This window comes from Tistrella sp., from assembly GCF_002684955.1.
GTDB lineage: Bacteria > Pseudomonadota > Alphaproteobacteria > Tistrellales > Tistrellaceae > Tistrella > Tistrella mobilis.
The window spans coordinates 108944-128087 of the sequence record NZ_NYWI01000086.1 but is presented as its reverse complement, the minus strand read 5'-3'; the positions used below and the strand labels follow the sequence as shown (position 1 = coordinate 128087).

15 protein-coding genes are annotated in these 19144 nt (G+C 69.0%); 6 read left to right on the top strand and 9 right to left on the bottom strand.

What is annotated here, in order from left to right; all coding sequences use genetic code 11:
• Positions 1-46: 46 nt before the first annotated feature.
• Positions 47-1963 carry an acetate--CoA ligase gene (locus tag CMO28_RS28705; RefSeq protein WP_296720700.1) on the bottom strand — a complete coding sequence of 639 codons (1917 nt, stop codon included), beginning with the start codon at positions 1961-1963 and terminating at the stop codon, positions 47-49.
• A gap of 544 nt (positions 1964-2507) precedes the next feature.
• Here CMO28_RS28705 and CMO28_RS28700 point away from each other — a divergent pair.
• The 3 genes from CMO28_RS28700 (at position 2508) to CMO28_RS28690 (ending at position 7478) form a co-directional block, all read left to right on the top strand.
• Positions 2508-3773: an MFS transporter gene (locus CMO28_RS28700; protein ID WP_296720697.1), complete on the top strand. Its 1266-nt coding sequence runs from the start codon at positions 2508-2510 to the stop codon at positions 3771-3773.
• A gap of 118 nt (positions 3774-3891) precedes the next feature.
• Complete coding sequence (locus CMO28_RS28695; protein WP_296720694.1) at positions 3892-6057, top strand: ATP-dependent DNA helicase; 2166 nt, start codon at positions 3892-3894, stop codon at positions 6055-6057.
• Entirely contained in the window at positions 6054-7478 is a 1425-nt protein-coding gene (locus CMO28_RS28690; protein WP_296720692.1) for a DUF7017 domain-containing protein, read from the top strand. Before CMO28_RS28695 ends, CMO28_RS28690 begins: the two co-directional genes overlap by 4 nt.
• A gap of 75 nt (positions 7479-7553) precedes the next feature.
• On the opposite strand, the gene CMO28_RS28685 is transcribed toward CMO28_RS28690, so the two are convergent.
• The 3 genes from CMO28_RS28685 to CMO28_RS28675 form a co-directional block, all read right to left on the bottom strand.
• Complete coding sequence (locus tag CMO28_RS28685) at positions 7554-8147, bottom strand: DUF1013 domain-containing protein (protein ID WP_296720689.1); 594 nt, start codon at positions 8145-8147, stop codon at positions 7554-7556.
• 177 nt (positions 8148-8324) lie between these two features.
• A complete protein-coding gene (locus CMO28_RS28680; protein ID WP_296720682.1) occupies positions 8325-9350 on the bottom strand; it encodes an NAD(P)H-quinone oxidoreductase in 1026 nt (341 codons plus the stop codon).
• Positions 9351-9501: 151 nt separating this feature from the next.
• Positions 9502-10335: an MBL fold metallo-hydrolase gene (locus CMO28_RS28675; protein ID WP_231889516.1), complete on the bottom strand. Its 834-nt coding sequence runs from the start codon at positions 10333-10335 to the stop codon at positions 9502-9504.
• Between the two features lie 297 nt (positions 10336-10632).
• Between CMO28_RS28675 and CMO28_RS28670 the strand changes: the two genes are divergently transcribed.
• Positions 10633-11484, top strand: a complete 852-nt coding sequence (locus tag CMO28_RS28670) for an MBL fold metallo-hydrolase (protein WP_062768321.1) — start codon at positions 10633-10635, stop codon at positions 11482-11484.
• 232 nt (positions 11485-11716) lie between these two features.
• Here the strand turns inward: CMO28_RS28670 and CMO28_RS28665 are convergent, their stop codons facing one another.
• Positions 11717-12625: a cyclase family protein gene (locus tag CMO28_RS28665; RefSeq protein ID WP_322111432.1), complete on the bottom strand. Its 909-nt coding sequence runs from the start codon at positions 12623-12625 to the stop codon at positions 11717-11719.
• Between the two features lie 560 nt (positions 12626-13185).
• Between CMO28_RS28665 and CMO28_RS28660 the strand changes: the two genes are divergently transcribed.
• Positions 13186-13965: a 3-hydroxybutyrate dehydrogenase gene (locus tag CMO28_RS28660; protein ID WP_062768275.1), complete on the top strand. Its 780-nt coding sequence runs from the start codon at positions 13186-13188 to the stop codon at positions 13963-13965.
• A gap of 49 nt (positions 13966-14014) precedes the next feature.
• Positions 14015-14836 carry an alpha/beta fold hydrolase gene (locus CMO28_RS28655; protein WP_296720672.1) on the top strand — a complete coding sequence of 274 codons (822 nt, stop codon included), beginning with the start codon at positions 14015-14017 and terminating at the stop codon, positions 14834-14836.
• Positions 14837-14846: 10 nt separating this feature from the next.
• On the opposite strand, the gene rutR is transcribed toward CMO28_RS28655, so the two are convergent.
• The 4 genes from rutR to CMO28_RS28635 are packed head-to-tail and all read right to left on the bottom strand — an operon-like array spanning position 14847 to position 19087.
• A complete protein-coding gene (gene rutR, locus CMO28_RS28650) occupies positions 14847-15500 on the bottom strand; it encodes an HTH-type transcriptional regulator RutR (RefSeq protein ID WP_296720669.1) in 654 nt (217 codons plus the stop codon).
• A gap of 4 nt (positions 15501-15504) precedes the next feature.
• Positions 15505-16449 carry an ABC transporter permease gene (locus CMO28_RS28645; RefSeq protein WP_296720666.1) on the bottom strand — a complete coding sequence of 315 codons (945 nt, stop codon included), beginning with the start codon at positions 16447-16449 and terminating at the stop codon, positions 15505-15507.
• A complete protein-coding gene (locus tag CMO28_RS28640) occupies positions 16446-17534 on the bottom strand; it encodes an ABC transporter permease (RefSeq protein ID WP_296720663.1) in 1089 nt (362 codons plus the stop codon). The genes CMO28_RS28645 and CMO28_RS28640 overlap by 4 nt, the downstream gene beginning before the upstream one ends.
• A complete protein-coding gene (locus tag CMO28_RS28635) occupies positions 17531-19087 on the bottom strand; it encodes an ABC transporter ATP-binding protein (RefSeq protein WP_296720659.1) in 1557 nt (518 codons plus the stop codon). Before CMO28_RS28635 ends, CMO28_RS28640 begins: the two co-directional genes overlap by 4 nt.
• Positions 19088-19144: the final 57 nt, after the last annotated feature.

Genomic DNA, 19144 nt, shown 5'->3' with positions numbered 1-19144 from the left:
CCCGCAAGGCGGCCGCGCCCGGATTGTTATAGTTCCGCAGAGCGGATCATTCGTCGAGCGTGGAGGTGTCGCCCTCGGGCAGGCCCAGCTCGCGGGCCTTGAGCAGGCGCCGCATGATCTTGCCCGACCGGGTCTTGGGCAGCTTGTCGACGATCACCAGTTCCGAGGGCTGGGCGATCGGGCCCAGATCCTCGCGGACATGGGCGACCAGCTTCGCCACCAGGGCCTGATCGCCGGTTTCGCCGGCGCGCACCACCACGAAGGCCTTGATCTTCTCGCCCTTCAACTCGTCGGGCAGGCCGACCACGGCGGCCTCGGCGACGGCCGGATGGCCGACCAGAGAGCTTTCGACATCGGCGGTGCCGATGCGGTGGCCGGCGACGTTGATCACGTCGTCGGACCGGCCGAGCAGGGCGATATAGCCTTCATCGTCCCGCACCGCCAGATCGCCGGTGACATAGCCGCCGAGGCGCTCCGACCAATAGCTGGCATAGCGCCTGGGGTCGCCCCAGACCGTGCGCAGCATGTAGGGCAGGGGCTTTTCCACCACGAACAGCCCGCCCTGACCATTGGGGACGTCGGCCCCGGTCTCGGGGTCGACGATGCGGGCGAGCAGTGTCGGCATGGCGATGCCGGCGCGGCCGGGGCGGGTGGCCATGGCCGGATAGGTGCCGAGCATCGGGCTCGCCACCTCGGTCTGGAAGAAGTTGTCGACGCAATGCGCAAAGGCCTCGCCGTCATCCGACAGGATCTCGCGCTGCGCCCAGGACCAGGCCTCGGGGTTCAGCGGCTCACCCGCACAGGCCATGACCTTCAGGCTGCGGCGGGAGTATTTCTTCACGAAATCGCTGCCGAACCGCATCCACATCCGCACCGCCGTGGGTGCCGTGAACATCTCGGTCACGCCGAAGCGGTCGACCACGTCCCAGGTGACGCCGGCATCCGGATAGTCGGGCGTGCCCTCGCGGATGATCTGATGGCAGCCGACCAGCATCGGGCCATAGGCGATGTAGGAATGGCCGACGATCCAGCCGATATCCGACAGCGACCACCAGACCGAATCCTGCGTCACGCCGAAGAAGGTGCGGATCAGCGTGTCGCAGCCGACCATATAGCCGCCATGGACATGGACCACGCCCTTGGGCGCGCCGGTCGTGCCCGAGGTGTACAGGATGAAGAGGGGGTCTTCCGCCTCCATCTCCTCGGCCTCGATGAAGTCGGGCTGATGGGCGATGAGGGACGCAAAATCGACCTCGCCGGCCGCGACCTCGCGACCCGTGCGCGAGAGCACCACGACATGATCCAGCTTCGGCGCGTCGTCGCCGGCAAGCGCGCGGTCGACGATGCCCTTCAGGTCGACGATCTTGCCCCGCCGCCAGGTGGCGTCGGAAACCAGCACCACTTTCGCGCCGCTGTCCTGGATGCGCTTTTTCAGCGCACCTTCGCCCATGCCGGCATACACCATGGAATGCACCGCGCCGATGCGCGCGCAGGCATGCATCGAGAACACGCCTTCCGGGGTCAGCGGCATGTAGATGACCACCCGGTCGCCGCGGGCGACGCCCAGGCTTTTCAGCCCGTTGGCGATGCGGCAGACCTCGGCCAGCGCCTCGGCATAGGTGAAGCCGCGCTCTTCGCCGTTTTCCGAGACGAAGGTCATGGCCTTGGCATCGCCGCGCCCCGCCTGCACATGGCGATCCAGGCAGTTGATCGAGATGTTGGTGCGCCCGCCGATGAACCACTGATGGTCCGGCATCTCGAAGCGGCAGACCTCGTCCCAGGGCTTCGTCCAGGTCAGGCTCTGCGCCCGCTCCGCCCAATAGGCCAGCGGGTCGGCATTGGCGGCCGCGACATAGGCCTTGGGATCCTTGACCGCCGCGGCCTCGACGACACCTGCCGGCGGATCGAAGCGTTCGGTGACGGTCAGCAGCGCGGCGATCTTGGCGGCGGCCTGATCGGACATGGTCGTTTCCCCCTGGCTGCGGACGGCTTGCGCCTGGATGCAATAATTATCGGGATGCCCGGGCCATCGTCCGCGTAATTTCCCACCGGGTCCCGTTGAAAGAGTTGATCGGGTAAAACATGGTTCAAGTCAAGGGTGTGGACCCCCTCCGATGGTCGGGGGGCCGGCCGCCCCTGCAGACATGCGTCCGCGGAAGGGGGCGGATCACCGGGCCCGTGTATCACGTATCTTGAAATTAAATTATAATGAATAAGCCAAAGAAAAAATCTACTTGCGTGTTCACTCATAGAACGACATGATCATTCTGTCGCGGCCATCTCCTTCGTCCCCGCCGCGGCTCGTTTCCGGGAGTTAGCCGGCCGATCAGCGGTTGATCGGCCGGCCTTTTTTGCGTGATGCGGCGGGGGCCGAGGGCAAGTTGGGCTTTGCCTTGCCCGAAGATGGACGGGGGTATGGGATCGCGGCCGACATTGAGATGATGACGAAGCTTGCCCGCCGCGGCTAAATGCCGCGCAGTTTCATCTCTCGCGGAGCCTCCCGCCCCATGTCCGCCGCCTCTCCATTGCCGCGTCAGCTCGGTTTCGGCCTGGCTGCCTGGACCGTCGTGATCATCGGTTTCCTGTCGCTCGGCCTCGCCTTCTCGACCCGCGCGGCACTGGGCCTTGCCATGCCGGTCTGGGAACAGGCGGAAGGCTGGAGCCGGACCGAAGTGTCCAATGCCGGCGCGCTCGCCCTGGTGGTGATGGCCCTGCTGGCGCCGACCGCCGGCCTTCTGACCGACAGCCATGGCCCCCGCCGCCTGCTGGGTGCCGGGCTGGTGATGGTGGCGGCCGCGGCCGGGCTGATCTCGCTGGCCGACGGGCCGGTGATGCTGATCATGGCCTTTTCGGTGGTGGGCGGCATCGGCTTCGGCGCGGTGGTGACCCATGTGGTGGCGACCGCCGTGGCGCTGATGGTGCCGGCCGCCCGACGCGGCTTCGCCACCGGCATCGCGACCGCCGGCGCCACGGCCGGGCAGCTTGCCCTGGTGCCGATCCTGTCGGTCTGGATGACGGCGGATGACTGGCGCACCGGCTTCATCGGCCTCGCCATTGCGGCCGGCGTGGCGGCCGTGGCTGCCTTCGTACTGCTGCCCCGCGCCCGTGCCGCGGCGGCGGTCCCAGGGGGTGCCGCACCGGCTGTCGAGCCCATGGGCCGGCGGATCGGCTTCCTGGCCACCAACCCGGTCTTCCACGCGCTGTTCTGGAGCTTTTTCATCTGCGGCATCACCACCTCGGGTGTGATCGAGGTGCATCTGATGCCCTATGTCGCGCTCTGCGGCTTTCCGCCGCTGCCCTCGGCCACGGCCTATGGTGTGCTTTGCGCGGTCAATCTGGGCGGCATGATCCTGGCGGGCCATCTAGGGGACCGGATCGATCGCGGCCGGCTGCTGGCGGTGATCTATGCCGGCCGGGCGGCGGCGCTGGTGCTGCTGGTGTTCATCGGCGACGATTACGGCCTGCTGCTGATCTTCGCGGTTCTGTTCGGCCTGTTCGACTATTCGACCGTCGCCCCCACGGCCGGGCTGGTCGCCGACCGTCTGGGGCTGCACCGGATGGGTCTGGCCATGGGGCTGCTTTCGGCCGGCCATTCGCTCGGCGCCGCACTCGGGGCCTGGGCGGGCGGGCGCATCTTCGCCGCAACCGGCGACTATGCCGGGCTCTGGTATGGGGCCGCCGCCCTGTCGGGGGTGGCGGTGCTGATCGTGCTCACCCTCGCGCGGCCGCGCGGCCGGGATCTGCGCCCGGGGCGCGCGGCGCTGCCGGCCTGACGCGTGGTCACCTGCCCTCGATTTCGTGTCACGCAGCTTCCCCGCCGCCCTGTCCGGCGACTATGCTGGGGCCGACCGGAATGCGATGACAGGCGAGATGACCAGACCGAGCGATGCGATGCCCATCAGACTGACGCCCATCAGGCCGACACCCATCAGGCCGACGCCGGATCAGGCGGCGGCGCTCGATGCGATCGAGGGCTTCCTGCGGGATGACGGGCTGGATGCCTTCATCCTGCGGGGCGGGGCCGGCACCGGCAAGACGGCGCTGATCGCGGCCCTGGTCGGCCGTCTGGCGGCACGGAACCTGTCACCGGCCCTTGTCGCCCCCACGGGGCGGGCGGCACGGATCCTTACCCACAAGGTCGGCCGGATAGCCGGTGGCGAGGCGGCTGCGGCCGTGACCATCCACCGTGCGATCTATGCCCTCGACCGGATCGAGGTGAACGAGGAGGCGGTCTCCGAGACCGATCCCGGCCTCAGGATGATCTTTCCGCTGCGGGGGGAGGAGACAGTCGCCCCACTGATCGTGGTCGACGAGGCCTCGATGGTCGGCGATCGCGAGATGCAGGGCGATCTGCTGCGCTTCGGTTCAGGTCGGTTGCTGGCCGATCTGATTGCCTTCTGCCGCATGCGGCGACCGGGGCGCGCGGGGGACCGGCTGGCGAAACTGCTCTTCGTCGGCGACCCCGCCCAGCTGCCGCCGGTGGGGGAGGAAACCTCGCCCGCGCTCGATGCCGGTTATCTGGCCGCGACCTTCGGGCTGAAGGTCGCCGGCTTCGATCTGGCGGTGGTGCTGCGCCAGGCCGAGGGCAGCGCCATCCTGAACCGGGCGACCCGGATCCGCGAGGCGCTGGCGGCCGGGCGGTTCGACACCCTCTCGCTCAGGCCCGATGCTACGGAGCCCGATGCCACAGAGCCCGATGCCACAGAGCCCGATGCCACAGAGATCGTGGAGGTGGATGCCGCCGGTGCCGTCGGGCTGATCGTGGGCGGCATCCGCGCGCGCGACCAGGTGGTGGCCGTGGTGGCCTCCAACGCCACCGCGCTCGACTATAATCGCAGTGTCCGCGAACGGCTGTGGGGGGATGCCGCCCTGCCGGTGCAGCCGGGCGACACGCTGCTGGTCAATCGCAATTCGCGCCGCCATGGCCTCAGCAACGGCGATGTGGTGAAGGTGCTCTCGGTCGACCAGACGGCCGAGACCGTGCCGGTGCCGCTGGCCGGCGGCCATCTGGTCACCCTGCGCTTCCGGCATGCGGTGGTGGCGCATCGCGAGGGCGACGGGACGGTCGTCCGCACCCGCTGTCTGCTGCTCGAAAACCTGCTCGATCAGCCGGGGCGCGATCTGACCCCGCTGGAACAGCGGGCCCTGCTGGTCCATTTCCGCACCCGCCATCCGGATCTGTCTCCGAAATCTGCGGCCTTCCGGCAGGCGATCGTCGAAGACCCCTATGTCAATGCGCTCCAGGTCAAATACGGCTATGCGATGACCTGCCACAAGGCGCAGGGCGGGGAGTGGCAGACGGTGCTGGTCCATTTCGCCCCCGGCCGCGGCCAGCGCAACCCGGCCTTCTTCCGCTGGGCCTATACCGCCGTCACCCGGGCGGTGGGCCGGCTGATCCTGGTCAACCCGCCCGATTTCAGCCCGGCGGATATCTGGGCACCCGATCCGGCACCGGCGGCCACGGCCGATGGCCCAGCCGAGGATCCGCGGGCGGATCCCGACTGGCATCGCCTGTCCTTTCCCGCTGCCGCCGCCCCGCTGATGCCGGTCCACCGCCGGCTGCGCGCCTTCTGGGCGGCCCGGGGCATCACGATCGACGGCCTGCAGCATCTTCAGTATTGCGAGCGCTACACCCTGGCCCGCGAGGGCCGGCGGGTCATGGTGCAGTATCATTACAACGGAAAGTTCCAGCCCGGCCGGGCCGGCATGGCGCCGGGCGGCGGGGATGCCGCACTTGCCGAGGAGGCGCTCGCGGCCTTCCGGCCGGCGGCGGACGGCACGGCCGAAGGCGGACAGCCGGCCTTCATCCGGGATTTCCTCGTCGAACTGGATGCGGCGCTGGCGGGAACCTCCATCCGGCGCACTGGCCAGAAGTCGATGCCCTATCGCCTGCGCATCGCGCTCGCTGATGCCACCCGCAGAGGCGAGATCGATGTCATCCACGATGCCCGCCAGAACTGGACGGCGGTTCAGGAAGTGGGCGGCCCGGGGGCGACCGGCGGGCTGTGCGATGATCTGCGCCGGCTGATGACCGACCGGATCGGACGCGGCGCATGAGCGCGCGGGAGATTTTCGCCCTGCGCCGGCAGGGCCGTCAGGCCGAGGCGCTGGATCTGGCGCGCCGCGCCCATGCCCATGCCGGGGCGGGCGAGGGTGCCCCCGACATCTGGCTGCTGCGCGCCTATGCCTGGGTGCTCTACGACCGGATCCGACAGGCGGTGGATGCGCACGAGGCCGGGCGTCTCTCCCCCACGGCGCTTCATGCTGAGATTTCGCCGGCCCTGCGTGAATTCTCACGCATGGCCGATCCGCTCCGGCGCGACAGCGCCTTTTCGCAGGTCCTGCGTCTGGCCGGCAAGGTTTCGGGCGTCTGGCCCGACTTCCTGGCTTTCGCTCACTGGGCCGGCATCGACGATTTCACCTGGGACGACCACAAGCCCTTCGTCGACGAGACCGGCCGCAAGCTCGATGATCTGCGCACCCGCTTCGTCCGGGCGGTCTGTCGTGCCACGGTGGCGAAGGCCGGCGCCGAAGGCCCGGAGGCGGCATCCGTGGCCTGGGGGCGGGAGGTGCTGGACCGGGCGCTGGAGGGCGCACCCGATGATCAATGGCTGAACTATTACCGCAGCAGGCTGCACCTGGCCGATGGCGAGACCGCCCCGGCGAGCTGCCGCCTGATCCCGGTGCTGCGCCGTCAGGGGCGGGCGGCCTGGGTCTGGGGTCTGCTCGGCGAGATCCTGGAAGAGGCGGGCGCGCGGGGCGATGCCCTGATCTGCCTGATCCATGCCACCCGTCTTGCCCGCGAGGAACAGGAGCTGGGCCAGCTGCGCATCCGCCTGGCCCGGCTGCTGGCGCTCGACAGCCGCTTCGACGAGGCGGCGGAACAGCTGCGCCAGGCGACGCGGTATCGCGAGCAGCACGGCTATCGCATCCCGCCGGACCTGGCGGCCCTCTGCGCGGCCGACTGGTTCGCAGCCGCGGTGCCGCGTGCGCCGGCCCCGGTCGATGCCGAAGCCGAGGCGCTGCTGCGCGGGCTGGAACGGGCAAATCTCGGCTACAGCCCGGGCGTGGTCGACCATGTCAACACGGCCAAGGCGCTGAGCTATGTGGCGACCGGTGTGACCAGCGGCTTCGTTCTGCCCCATGGCCGGTTTCCGGCGATCAGGACGCTGCCACCGGGCACGGTGGTGGAGGTGGGCCATGCCACGGCCGACGGCCCGGCGATCGACTGGCGTCCCTCTGCGGCCGACACGCTGCCGGGCTTGTGCGAGCGCTTTACCGGCGTGCTGGACCGCCAGGAGGATCAGGCTTTCGCCTTTCTGCGCAGCCCCGGGGGCGATGTCTTCGTGCCGCCCGATCTTGCGGCCGGGATCGCGATCGGCAGCTGGCCGGGCCGGAGCTGTCTTGCGATCCGGCGCACCGACAAAAGGGGCCGCACCGGCTGGCGGGCCGTGCGGCTTTGGGAGCCTGGCGCATAAACCGGATCAGCCATAAACCAGACGGGCGGCACCCGCGAAGGTGCCGCCCGTCTGAAAAGCCCGGCCGTCGACGGCTCAATAATCGTCGTTGTAGCCGTGATCGTCATCCTCGTCGAACTGCATCGGTTCGGGGATCTGCTCGTTGGGGTTGCGGTTCAGCCGGCGGATGGCCAGCTCGCGGTTCAGGTCGGTCTGGGTGCACAGGCCCAGCAGCACGGGATCGCGCGGCTTGATGTTGGGGCTGTTCCAGTGGGTCCGGTTGCGGACCGCGTTCACCGTCTGCTTGGTCGTGCCCAGCAGCTTGCAGACCTGGGCATCGTCGAGCTCGGGATGGTTCTTGAGCAGGAAGGCGATCGCGTCGGGCCGCTCCTGGCGCTTGGCCACGGGGGTGTAGCGCGGGCCCTTGGTCCGGCGCATCAGCGGCACGGTCGGCTCGCGCAGCTTCAGCCGCGCCGCCGGGTTGCGCTCGCAGCGCGTCACCTCTTCCGGGGTGAGCTGACCGTTCTTGATCGGATCCTGACCGACGATGCCGGTCGCGACGTCACCATCGGCGATGCCCTGAACCTCCAGCGGGTGAAGGCTGCAGAACTCGGCGATCTGGTCGAAGGTGAGGGCGGTGTTCTCGACCAGCCAGACGGCGGTGGCCTTCGGCATCAGGGGACCAGCCATGTCGCTCCTCGTTCGAACTGTTCAGGCTACCGCCTGGCAGGCACCCGCTGGGGGCTCGGGGATGGGCCCCCGGCGGCGGTCGTGCCGATGACTATAGCGAAGCCCCGGCTTTAAACGAAAGCCGCGCGACAGGCAAGCACCGTCGCGCGGCCATTTATGTGACCGGCGGCCAAGGGCTCAGAGATCGGCCACCTTCAGCACGATCTTGCCGACATGGGTGCTGCCGTCCAGCCGGGCATGCGCATCGGCCGCGCGGTCGAAGGGCATCACGCTGTCGATCACCGGGCCGACCCGGCCGGCCTCGATCAGCGGCCAGACCTTTTCGGCCAGCGCATCGGCGATCGCCGCCTTCTCGGCCACCGGCCGGGCCCTGAGGGTCGATCCGGTGACCGTCAGCCGCTTCATCATGATCGGCCGCAGGTCGACCTCGGTCTTCGGCCCCTGCAGGAAGGCGATATAGACCAGCCGGCCGTCGCGGCGCAGCAGCTGCAGGTTGCGGCCCAGATAGGGGCCGCCGACCATGTCCAGGATCACGTCGACGCCGGGATCGCCGGTGGTCGCGGCCTCGACCGCTTCCTTGAAATCGGCCGTGCGATAATTGATCGCAAGCGTCGCCCCCAGCTCTTCGCAGGCCCGGCACTTGTCGTCGGACCCCGCTGTGGCATAGACCTCGGCGCCCAGCGACGCCGCCAGCTGAATGGCGGTGGTGCCGATGCCGCTGGATCCGCCATGGACCAGCAGGCGTTCGCCCGCCTTCAGCGCGCCGCGCTCGAAGACATTGGTCCAGACGGTGAAATATGTCTCGGGCAGGGCGGCCGCCTTCACCAGATCCAGCCCAGCCGGCACCGGCAGGCACTGTTCCTGGGGGGCCGCCACATATTCCGCATAGCCGCCGCCGGTGACCAGCGCGCAGACCCGGTCGCCCGGCTTCACCCGCGTGACGTCGTCGCCGGCCGCCACCACCACGCCCGCAACCTCCAGGCCCGGAATGTCCGAGGCACCGGGCGGCGGGGGGTAGTTGCCCTGGCGCTGCAGCGAATCCGGCTTGTTGACGCCGGCGGCGGCAACCCGGATCAGCACCTCGCCATGGCCCGGCTGCGGGACGGGGCGCGTGCAGGGCTTCAGCACCTCGGGACCACCGGGGGCGGTGATCTCGATCGCGGTCATCGTGTCGGGTAGCGCGGTCTGGGGCAGGGCGGTCATGCAGGGCGTCTCCGGTCTTGTCCTGCGGTGGCGGGGCACCACCGCGGCCCCGGTCGGGCGGGGCACGGCTGTCGGAAATGATCGTTCCGGTTCGCGGCCGAGCATGGACCCAAAGCCGGCCGGATGGAAGGGGAAGCCGATGAGGTGGGGCTCAGGGCTCCAGCACCATGCCCTCACGCGCGACCACCGTGCCCGGTCGCCGTTCGGCGACCTCGGCGGCGATGCGGTCCATCTGATCGTCGTCATGGGCCGGGTCGTGGTGGAAGACGACATAGGTCTTCACGCCCGCCTCCTCGGCCAGGCGCATGCCGGCCGACCAGGTGGAATGGCCCCAGCCCACCCGGCTCGGATATTCCTCGTCGGTGAACATGGCGTCGTAGACCATGATGTCGGCACCGGCCACCAGCTCGGCGATGCGCGGATCCACGCCTTCGGCCGGGTGCTCGGTATCGGTGATGTAGCAGATGGCGCGGCCGTCGAATTCGACCCGGTAGCCCACCGCCCGCTGCGGATGGTTCAGCAGGGCGGTGCGGATCCGGATCCCCGGATGCGGCTCCAGCACATCGCCGGGGACGAAATCACGGAAGCTCATATCCGCCTTCATGATTTCGACCGGGACCGGAAAGACCGGGTCGCTCATCAGCGCGCACAGCAGGTCGCGCAGATTGCGCTCCGGATGCAGGTGCCCGGCCCACATCCGATAGGTGTTGCGCGGATCGAAGGCGGTGGAGAAGAACGGAAACCCGCAGATATGGTCGAAATGGGTGTGGGTCAGGAACAGGTCCGCATCCACGGGAACCCGGGTTCTCAATTCGTCGTCCAGGACGCGCAGCCCCGTGCCGGCATCGAAGATCAGGCGTCGGTCTCCGCATCGCATCTCCAGACACGACGTGTTGCCGCCATAGCGTACCGTCGACGGGCCGGGGCAGGCGATGCTGCCGCGCACACCCCAGAACTTCACCCAGAATTCCTGTGTCTTTGCCAATCCCTTACCCGCCGTTTCGAGCGGCCTCTCCTGTCCGACCCCGCGTGCTCTACAGGTATATGATGACAGGGATGCGACGACGCCCCATGCGGTTCCGGCATGGCCGGCCCGCACCGGTGGCTCTCCGGCGGTCCCTGTCCGTTCGGCCACCGCTCTCCCGGCGGTGATCCTCAGGTCTCCCGAACGGCAGTTCGCCTGCTTCGGTGGCGTGATGCAAACCGCGCACATCTTGCCCGGAACGCCGCCGCACACTACGGTTCTGAAGACGACAGGCCGATCACCACGAACAGGCGCATGATGACCTTTTCAGTCGCCTTCTGGGGGGTACGCGGCAGCATCGCCTGCCCCACACCCCGTCATATGCGCTATGGCGGCAACACGTCATGCGTGGCGGTGACCTGTGGGGACCGCCAGCTGATCTTCGATGCCGGCACCGGCATCCGCGAGCTGGGGCACCACATGAACCTTGCGGGCGTGCGCACGGCCACGCTGCTGCTGTCGCACACCCATTGGGACCACATCGTGGGCTTCCCCTTCTTCTCGCCCGCCTTCCGCCGCGGCAACCGGTTCGAAGTGCTGGCCGGCCATCTGATCGCGTCGGGCGGCATCCGGCGGGTCATCGACCGCCAGATGCAGGCCCCGACCTTTCCGGTGCCGCTGGAGGCGATGAATGCCGAGATGACCTTCGACGATTTCGCCGCCGGCGATACGCTGATGCTGGGCCCCGACATCCGGGTCCGGACCCTGCCGCTCAACCACCCCGACGGTGCTACCGGTTATCGCATCGACCATGCCGGCCGGTCTGTAGCCTACATCACAGATACCGAACATCGCCCCGACGGGCCGGACCAGAACGTGCTGGCGCTGATGGACGGGGTGGACCTCGCCATCTATGACAGCACCTATACCGACGACGAATACCCGGCCAAGGCCGGCTGGGGGCATTCCACCTGGCAGGAAGGGGTGCGCCTGGCCCGGATGGCCGGGGCGCGCCGGCTCGCCATCTTCCATCACGACCCGGATCACGAGGATGATTTCATGGACCGGGTGGGGGCGGCGGCCGCGGTGATGTGGCCCGGCGCTTTCATCGCCCGCGAGGGGCTGGTGGTCGATCTGTTGACCGACAGTTTCCACGATCTGCCGCGCTGACGACGACACCCCCTCCGGCGTACCGCAGGGGGTATCGTGGTTCAGAAGGAAGATGGGACGGCGCCCTGCGAAGTTAAGAAGATGGGACGGCGCCCTGCGCCGGGCCGCACCGGCGCCGCCCCGAGTGGCACGGGCAGGCGGGGAGACAGGAGGGAGCCCCCGCCCATGCCGCGTCGCCGTCATGCCTGCTGCCTCGTCGCATGACGGCCACGAAAGCTTCGGCCGCCTTCGCTCAGCGGATGGCGACCGGGTTGATGATCGCCTGCACCGCGCCGGTATAGCGGGGCTGGCCCAGCACGAACATGAACTCGTAAGCCTTGTCTTTGGCGAGTTCGGCGGTGTTCATGTTCTCCAGGATATAGACGCCGTTCTGGGGCAGCAGGATCTGGTGCACCTCGAACACGCCGGCGCCTTGCTCGAAGGGAATGGCTTCCAGCGCCCAGCTGTCGGCACCGATCGCGACCACGCCCTTTTCGGCCAGATAGCGTGCGCCTTCGCGGCCGAGCCCGGGCTCGCCGCTGGAATAGCGCTTGTCGTCCTTGCCGATCAGGCTGATCCAGCCGGTGTTGAACAGCACCACGTCGCCCTTGCGGATCTCGACGCCCTGCTTCTTGGCGACCTCGTCGATCTCGGCCTTGTTGAAGGCGGTGCCCTCCTTGACGACATCGGTGCCGTAATGGGCGGCCATGTCGAGCAGTACGCCGCGCGTGGTGATCGGCGGCACCTTTTCGATACCGAGCTTGGTGAGCCCGGTCATCGCGGCGAAGTCCTTGGCCTGATGGCCGTTATAATAGGTGCCGTCGATGCCGATATGGCCAAGGCCGTCGATCTGGCTGCCGATGCCCAGCCAGCCCTCGATGATGTCGTCGTTATAGGTGGTCTTGGTCGGCCCCAGGCTGCCGCCCTGGGTCTGGCCCGGCTGGACGACATAGATCTTGAAGCCGCGCGGCGCATAGGCCGGCGTCTTGGAATTGGTCTCGATACCCAGCGGATAGGTCTTGCCGGTCTTGATCAGCTGGGCCGCCTCGAGAACCTTCTCGGGGCTCAGATTGTTGGCGGCGCCGATCTCGTCGTCCGGGCCCCATTTGGACCTGGTCCAGTCGTCGGCAGCCAGTGCGGCGCCGGCGATCAGACATCCCATGGCCGTGGCTGCGGTGGTGCGTGCAAGGCGCCGGCCATGCCGGCGGACGGACGCGCCCGTCCCCTGACGGTTCGTGATCATACCTGGTCTTCTCCTCCCTTCGCGGTCCGGCAGGTCGGGCCGGGCCGCTGCCTGACGTGGCCGGCCGCTCCGTTGGGCAGAAGTGGCAGCCGGTCCACCTGCAGCCCCCGCCATCGTCATCGTGGCGGGGTGCATGCCGTCGGGACGTGTCGTTCAGTCCCGGAGATCGCTCCGGATGCCGTCCCTTTGCTTAGATGGTTAACTGAATGTTATCGTCGCGCAAGCTGATTATAAATTGGATGCGTTGTAAGAAATCTTACGTATGCTTTCTTGATATTTCGGTCACTTTAAACATGGTTTGAGAAAGATCGGACTGCGACAGTATGCGTGTGACCATGTTGCGATGCAGCAGCCGGGGCGGGCCTTGATGCTGGCGGCGGCGGGGCGGGCGGGGCTAGACTGCCACGGCGCTGCGGGATCCTCCGGAAGGGCTTCCGGAGGCGGGCGGCGCCGTCAGAGTTCAGAGGAGCCGTTTCGTCATGAATCTCAAGGGTAAGACCGCGCTCGTCACCGGGTCGACCAGCGGTATCGGGCTGGCCATCGCCCGCGCGCTGGCCTTGGCCGGCGCCGATCTGGTCCTGAACGGTTTCGGCGACGCAGCGCAGATCGAGGCGCTGGTGGCCGAGATCCAGGCCGAGGCCGGGGTGAAGGTCGTCTATGACGGCGCCGATATGAGCAAGCCTGCCGAGATCGAGGCGCTGTTCGCCAATGCGGCCCCGAACGGGATCGACATTCTGGTCAACAATGCCGGCATCCAGCATGTGGCGAAGATCGAGGATTTCCCGGTCGAGCAGTGGGACCGGATCATTGCCATCAACCTGTCCTCCGCCTTCCACACCAGCCGGCTGGCACTGCCGGGCATGAAGGCCAAGGGCTGGGGCCGGATCCTGAACATCGCCTCGGCCCATGGCCTGGTCGCCTCGGCCGAAAAATCGGCCTATGTGGCGGCCAAGCACGGCATCGTCGGCCTGACCAAGGTCACCGCGCTTGAGACCGCCGAGACCGGCGTCACCTGCAATGCGATCTGCCCGGGCTGGGTGCGCACGCCGCTGGTCGAACGCCAGATCGAGGCGAAGTCGAAAGAGCACGGCATCTCGATCGAGGAAGCCAGCCGCGACCTGCTGGCCGAGAAGCAGCCGACCCTGCGCTTCACCACCCCGGAACAGCTGGGTGGCGTGGCGGTCTTCCTGTGCAGCGCCGCCGCCGACAACATCACCGGCATTTCGCTGCCGGTCGATGGTGCCTGGACCGCCCGCTGATCCCGTCTTCATCATCACCAACAAGAACCAGCCGAGGAAACGCCCCCCGATGACCGAAACCCCATCCGCCACCGATCCGCGCGTCTATATGGTGCACGGCCAGCCGGCCACCGCCAGGGTGAAGGGCGATCCGGCCGCTGGTGATGCACCGGTGCTGGTGCTGCTGCATGGCGCCGGTCTCGACCGCCGCTTCTGGCGCCCGGTTTTCGACGATGCCGCGATCACCACGCCGGTGATCGCCTTCGACCTGCCGGGCCGCCAGGGCAGCGAGGGGACGGCCTTCACCCGCATCTCCGACAGTGCCGCCTGGATCGCGGCGGCACTGAAGGCGGCGGGCGTGCGCCGCGCCGTGCTGGTCGGCCACAGCATGGGCACGCTGATCGCGATGGAGACGGCGCTGCTGCACCGCGGCGATGACGCGGTGACGGTGGACCGCCTGGTTCTTCTGGCGCCGGCCGACGTGATGGCGGTGAACGATGCGCTGCTCCAGCAGACCCTGAACGACCCGGCGGCCGCCCAGGCGATGATGGACAAATGGTCCTACGGCATCCCCGACGGCCCGCATTGCGCCGAGGCCCGCGCCAATGCCGCCGATGCGCCGGCGGGCGTGCTCCATGCCGACCTCACCGCCTGCAACGCCTTCGGCAGCGCGCTCGACCTTGCCGCCGCAATCTCGGTACCGGTCGATGTTGTGGTGGGCGAGGCCGACAGGATGACCCGGGCAAAGCAGGGCCGCGCCCTCGCCGCCGCCTTCCGCCATGCCGAGGTCACCGCCCTGGATGGCGTCGGCCACATGATGCTGCACGAAAAGCCCGAACCGGTGCTGGCCATGCTCCGGCGCGCGGTGGGGGTGATCAGCCCGGTGGTCTGAAGCGGCAGCCTTACGCCCGCGGCCGCAGCCCGTCGAGCAGAAGCCGGGTGAGGGCGTCGGCGGTGGTGGTGGCGAATGCGGGGTCGTCGAGGGTGTGGCCTGCGACCGCCTCGACCTGAACCGCGAAATCGGCGTAGTGCTGGGTGGTGGCCCAGATCGCGAAGATCAGGTGGCGCGGGTCGACCGGGGCCAGGCGGCCGGCTGTGATCCAGCCCCGGATGATCTGGCTCTTCTCCTCCACCAGATCGCGCAGTGCGCCGTCGAGCAGGGGTTTGAGCAGCGGCGCGCCGCGCAGCATTTCCATGGCGAAGAGCCTGGAGGCGGCCGGGTCGCGGCGCGACCAGTCGAGCTTTTCGGCGATATAGCCGCGGATCGCGGCCAGCGGATCGTCCTCGACATCCATGTCGCGCAGCGGCACCAGCCAGCGGTCGAGCACCCGGTCGAGTGCTGCGGTATAAAGCCGTTCCTTGGTCGGGAAATAGTAGAGCAGGTTGGTCTTCGACATGCCCGCCTCGCGGGCGATGGCCTCGATCCGTGCCCCGTCGAGCCCGACGCGCGAGAACACCGCCACCGCCGCGGTCAGGATGCGGTCGATCCGCTCGTCCGAAGCGCGGTGGCGGCGGGGGCGGTGGTCGGGGTTGCCCGGCGGGATCAGGCCATCCATGGGGTCAGCGGCTCTCCCGTCGATAGAAGCTGCCGGAGGCCTGGGGCGGACGGCTGCGGCCGACCAGCCCGACCAGGGTGAGGATGGCCGCCAGATAGGGCAGCACCACGAAGAGCTGATAGGGCACATCGCCATTGGCGAATTGCAGCCGGAGCTGAATGGCATCCGACAGGCCGAAGAGCAGGCAGGCGAGGGCGGCGCCCACCGGCGACCAGCGCCCCAGGATCACCGCGGCGACGGCGATGAAGCCCTTGCCCGCGGTCATGCCCTCGGTGAACAGGAAAACCTGGGAGAGCACCAGCACCGCGCCGCCCAGCCCCGCCAGCATGCCGCAGACGATGACCGCGCCCAGCCGGTAGAGGCGGACCGGCAGCCCGGCGACATCGGCGGCGCGCGGGTTTTCGCCCACCGCCTTCAGCCTGAGGCCGATGCCGGTGCGGGCCAGAATCAGGGCGGCGAGCGGCACGGCCAGGATCGCGGCCCAGGTCATCGGATCGGTCGAGAACAGGGCCTTGCCGATGACGGGAATGTCGGCAAGCCCCGGAATGGTGACGTCGCCGAAGCCCGGCACCCGGTTTTCGGCGGCGCGGCCGGAGGCGGTCAGCCGGTGCAGGAAGGCGGCGAGGCCGAGCCCGGCCAGATTGGCGCCGATGCCGGCGACGATCTGGTTGGCGCCGGCATAGATGGTGGCGATCCCGAAGGCGGCCCCCAGCATGCCGCCCGCAAGCGCCCCGGTCACCACGCCCCAGCCGGCGGAGCCGCCGGCGATGGCGCCCCAGGCGGCCCCGAAGGCGCCCAGGATCATGGAGCCTTCCAGGCTGATGTTCACGACGCCGGCGCGTTCCGAAAACACGCCCCCCAGCGCCGCGAAGACCAGCGGCACCGACAGGCGGAGCATGGTGGCGAAAAGCTCGCCCAGGGCGGCGGGATCGGTCAGCATGTCGATCATGATGCGGCTCCGCTGCCCGCTGCGGCGGCGGCAGATCGGCGCCTGCGGGCCAGCAGCCGGTCGAAGGCGCCATAGCGCTGAAGGGCGAGGCCCGAGGCTGCGAAAAGCACGATCAATCCCTGAACGATGGTGACGGCGGTGGCGTCCAGACCGGCGCTTTTCAGCGTGGTGACCGCCGTGCGCAGCAGTGCCATGAAGGCGGCCGAGATCACCGACCAGACCGGATCGCCGGCCGCCAGGAAGGCGACCACCAGCCCGTCATAGCCATAGCCGGCGGCGAAATTGGCGTAGAGCCGGTGCTTGAGGCCGATCACCTCGAAGGCGCCGGCAAGCCCGGCCGCGGCGCCGCCCAGCGCGAAGGCGATCACCGTGGTCCGGCCGACGGCGATGCCGGCATAGGTGGCGGCGCCGGGCGATTTGCCCGCCACCTCTACCCCATAGCCCCAGGCCGTGCGGCCAAGGGCGAAACGGGCGAGCACGGCGACCAGCAGGCCCACGACCACCCCCAGATGCGCCTCGGTATCGGCCATCAGCAGCGGCAGGAAGCTCGTTTCGGGGATTTCCGGCGAATAGGGGTAGGGGGCACCCGGCGCCTTCAGCGGCCCGCTTGCGGCATAGCTGATCAGGTTGAGCGCGACATAGTTCATGAGCAGCGTGGTCACCACCTCGTCGATGCCGCGCCGGGCCTTGAGCACGCCGGCGATCCCGGCCCAGAGCGCCCCGCCTGCGGCACCCGCCAGGCTGGCGGCCAGCACCGCCACCGGCATCGGCACGCCCGCGGGCAGGTTCAGCGCCACCACGGTCGCGAACAGGCCGCCCATATAGATCTGCCCTTCGGCGCCGACATTGTAGAGCCCGGCCCTGAGCGGGATCGCCACCGCAATGCCGGCCAGCAGCAGCGGCGACATCCGCGACAGCAGGTCGGAGAGGCCCCAATAGTCGAGCAGCACCCGGTCGACGATCTCGTGACCCAGGTGAACCGGATCGCCACCGGTGGCTGCGACCAGAACGGCGCCCACGGCAAGGGCGAGCACCACCGCACCGACCGGCACGGCGGCACCGCTGAGGAGGCGGGAGGGCGTCATGCTGCGTCTCCGGTTCGGGTGTCGGAGGCAGGGGATGCGGTACCGCCCCCCATCAGCCGGCCCAGGATCTGCGGGTCGGCCTCGGAGCGCGAGACGATGCCGGTGATCCGGCCGCCGCTCATCACCGCGATCCGGTCGGCGACCGCGCGCAGCTCGTCGAGTTCCGTCGAGATATAGAGCACGGCGGCACCGCTCCGGGTCAGGTCCAGCACCTTGCGCTGGACGAAGGCGGTGGCGGCGACGTCGAGCCCCTTGGTCGGCTGTTCGGCGATCAGCAGCCGGGGCGCATGGCCGAGTTCGCGTGCCAGAACCAGCTTCTGCTGATTGCCGCCGGACAGCGCGCGGGCGGGGCCGTGGGCGACGCCGCGGACGTCGAATTCTGCGATCGCCTGCGTCAGCCGGCGGGCGGCAAGCGCGCGGTCGATGATGCCGAACCGGCGCCGGACGGGCGGGCGGTCGACATCGCGCAGGATCAGGTTGCGGGCGCCGTCCATGTCCAGCACCAGCCCGGTGTGGTGACGATCGCGCGGGACATAGGCCACCCGATGGCGGGTCAGCCGCTCGCGCGCACGGCCGGGGGCGACCGTCACGCCGTCGACTAGCACATCGCCTGCAACCGGCCGGCGCAGCCCCGCCAGCGCCTCGGCCAGTTCGGCCTGGCCGTTGCCGTCGACACCCGCGATGCCCAGAACCTCGCCTGGCGCAATCCGGAACGAGACCCCGCGCACCGCCGGCCGGCCGGCATCGTCGTCGATGTCGAGGCCGGCCACTTCCAGAACCGGGGTCGCCTGGTTGTCGATCGTCGAGGGCGCGGCGGGTGCGGCCGCGACCGTGCCGGCCTCGTCGGCCCCGACCATCAGCGCCGCCAGGCCGTCGGCGTCCACCCGGCCGATCGGCAGGGTGGCGATCAGCCGGCCGCGGCGGAGCACGGTGACCTCGTCGGCCGCGGCAAAGACTTCGGCCAGCTTGTGGGTGACCAGCAGCACCGTGCGGCCGGCGGCGGCCAGCCGGCGGAGCGCCGCCATCAGCCCCAGGGCTTCGGCCGGGGTCAGCACGCTGGTCGGCTCGTCCAGCACCACGATCCGGGCGCCGCAGACCAGAACCTTCAGGATCTCGACCCGCTGGCGCATGCCGGGCGGCATGTCCTCCACCTTCGCATCCAGATCGACCGTGAAGCCGAGTTCCGCGGCAAGGGCTTCGGCTTCGGCCCGGGCGCGAACCAGCCCGCGATTCAGCCGGCCGCCGGTCGCCAGCGCCACATTCTCGGCACCGGTGAAGCGGTCGACCAGGGTCAGATGCTGGTGGATCATGCCGAAGCCCAGATCCAGCGCCCGTTTCGGATCGCCCGGCGGCACCGGCCGACCGTCGAGTGCCACCTGACCTGCATCCGGACGGTAGAGGCCCGAGAGAATGTTCATCAGCGTCGACTTGCCGGCGCCGTTTTCCCCCAGCACCGCATGCACGGTGCCGGGGGCGATGTCGAGGGTGATGCCGTCGAGGGCGGGCACTCCGCCGAAGCTCTTGGCGATGCCGTCGAGCGTGAGGCGCGGCATGGGGCAGGTATCCGGGGTGGTTGGCGGGGGAGGGGAGACGAGGTGGGAGAGGCTGGC

Coding starts and splice junctions, on each gene's coding strand:
- CMO28_RS28705 (WP_296720700.1), bottom strand. CDS start 1,963: ATGTCCGATCAGGCCGCCGCCAAGATCGCCGCGCTGCTGACCGTCACC.
- CMO28_RS28700 (WP_296720697.1), top strand. CDS start 2,508: ATGTCCGCCGCCTCTCCATTGCCGCGTCAGCTCGGTTTCGGCCTGGCT.
- CMO28_RS28695 (WP_296720694.1), top strand. CDS start 3,892: ATGCCCATCAGACTGACGCCCATCAGGCCGACACCCATCAGGCCGACG.
- CMO28_RS28690 (WP_296720692.1), top strand. CDS start 6,054: ATGAGCGCGCGGGAGATTTTCGCCCTGCGCCGGCAGGGCCGTCAGGCC.
- CMO28_RS28685 (WP_296720689.1), bottom strand. CDS start 8,147: ATGGCTGGTCCCCTGATGCCGAAGGCCACCGCCGTCTGGCTGGTCGAG.
- CMO28_RS28680 (WP_296720682.1), bottom strand. CDS start 9,350: ATGACCGCCCTGCCCCAGACCGCGCTACCCGACACGATGACCGCGATC.
- CMO28_RS28670 (WP_062768321.1), top strand. CDS start 10,633: ATGACCTTTTCAGTCGCCTTCTGGGGGGTACGCGGCAGCATCGCCTGC.
- CMO28_RS28665 (WP_322111432.1), bottom strand. CDS start 12,625: ATGGGATGTCTGATCGCCGGCGCCGCACTGGCTGCCGACGACTGGACC.
- CMO28_RS28660 (WP_062768275.1), top strand. CDS start 13,186: ATGAATCTCAAGGGTAAGACCGCGCTCGTCACCGGGTCGACCAGCGGT.
- CMO28_RS28655 (WP_296720672.1), top strand. CDS start 14,015: ATGACCGAAACCCCATCCGCCACCGATCCGCGCGTCTATATGGTGCAC.
- rutR (WP_296720669.1), bottom strand. CDS start 15,500: ATGGATGGCCTGATCCCGCCGGGCAACCCCGACCACCGCCCCCGCCGC.
- CMO28_RS28645 (WP_296720666.1), bottom strand. CDS start 16,449: ATGATCGACATGCTGACCGATCCCGCCGCCCTGGGCGAGCTTTTCGCC.
- CMO28_RS28640 (WP_296720663.1), bottom strand. CDS start 17,534: ATGACGCCCTCCCGCCTCCTCAGCGGTGCCGCCGTGCCGGTCGGTGCG.
- CMO28_RS28635 (WP_296720659.1), bottom strand. CDS start 19,087: ATGCCGCGCCTCACGCTCGACGGCATCGCCAAGAGCTTCGGCGGAGTG.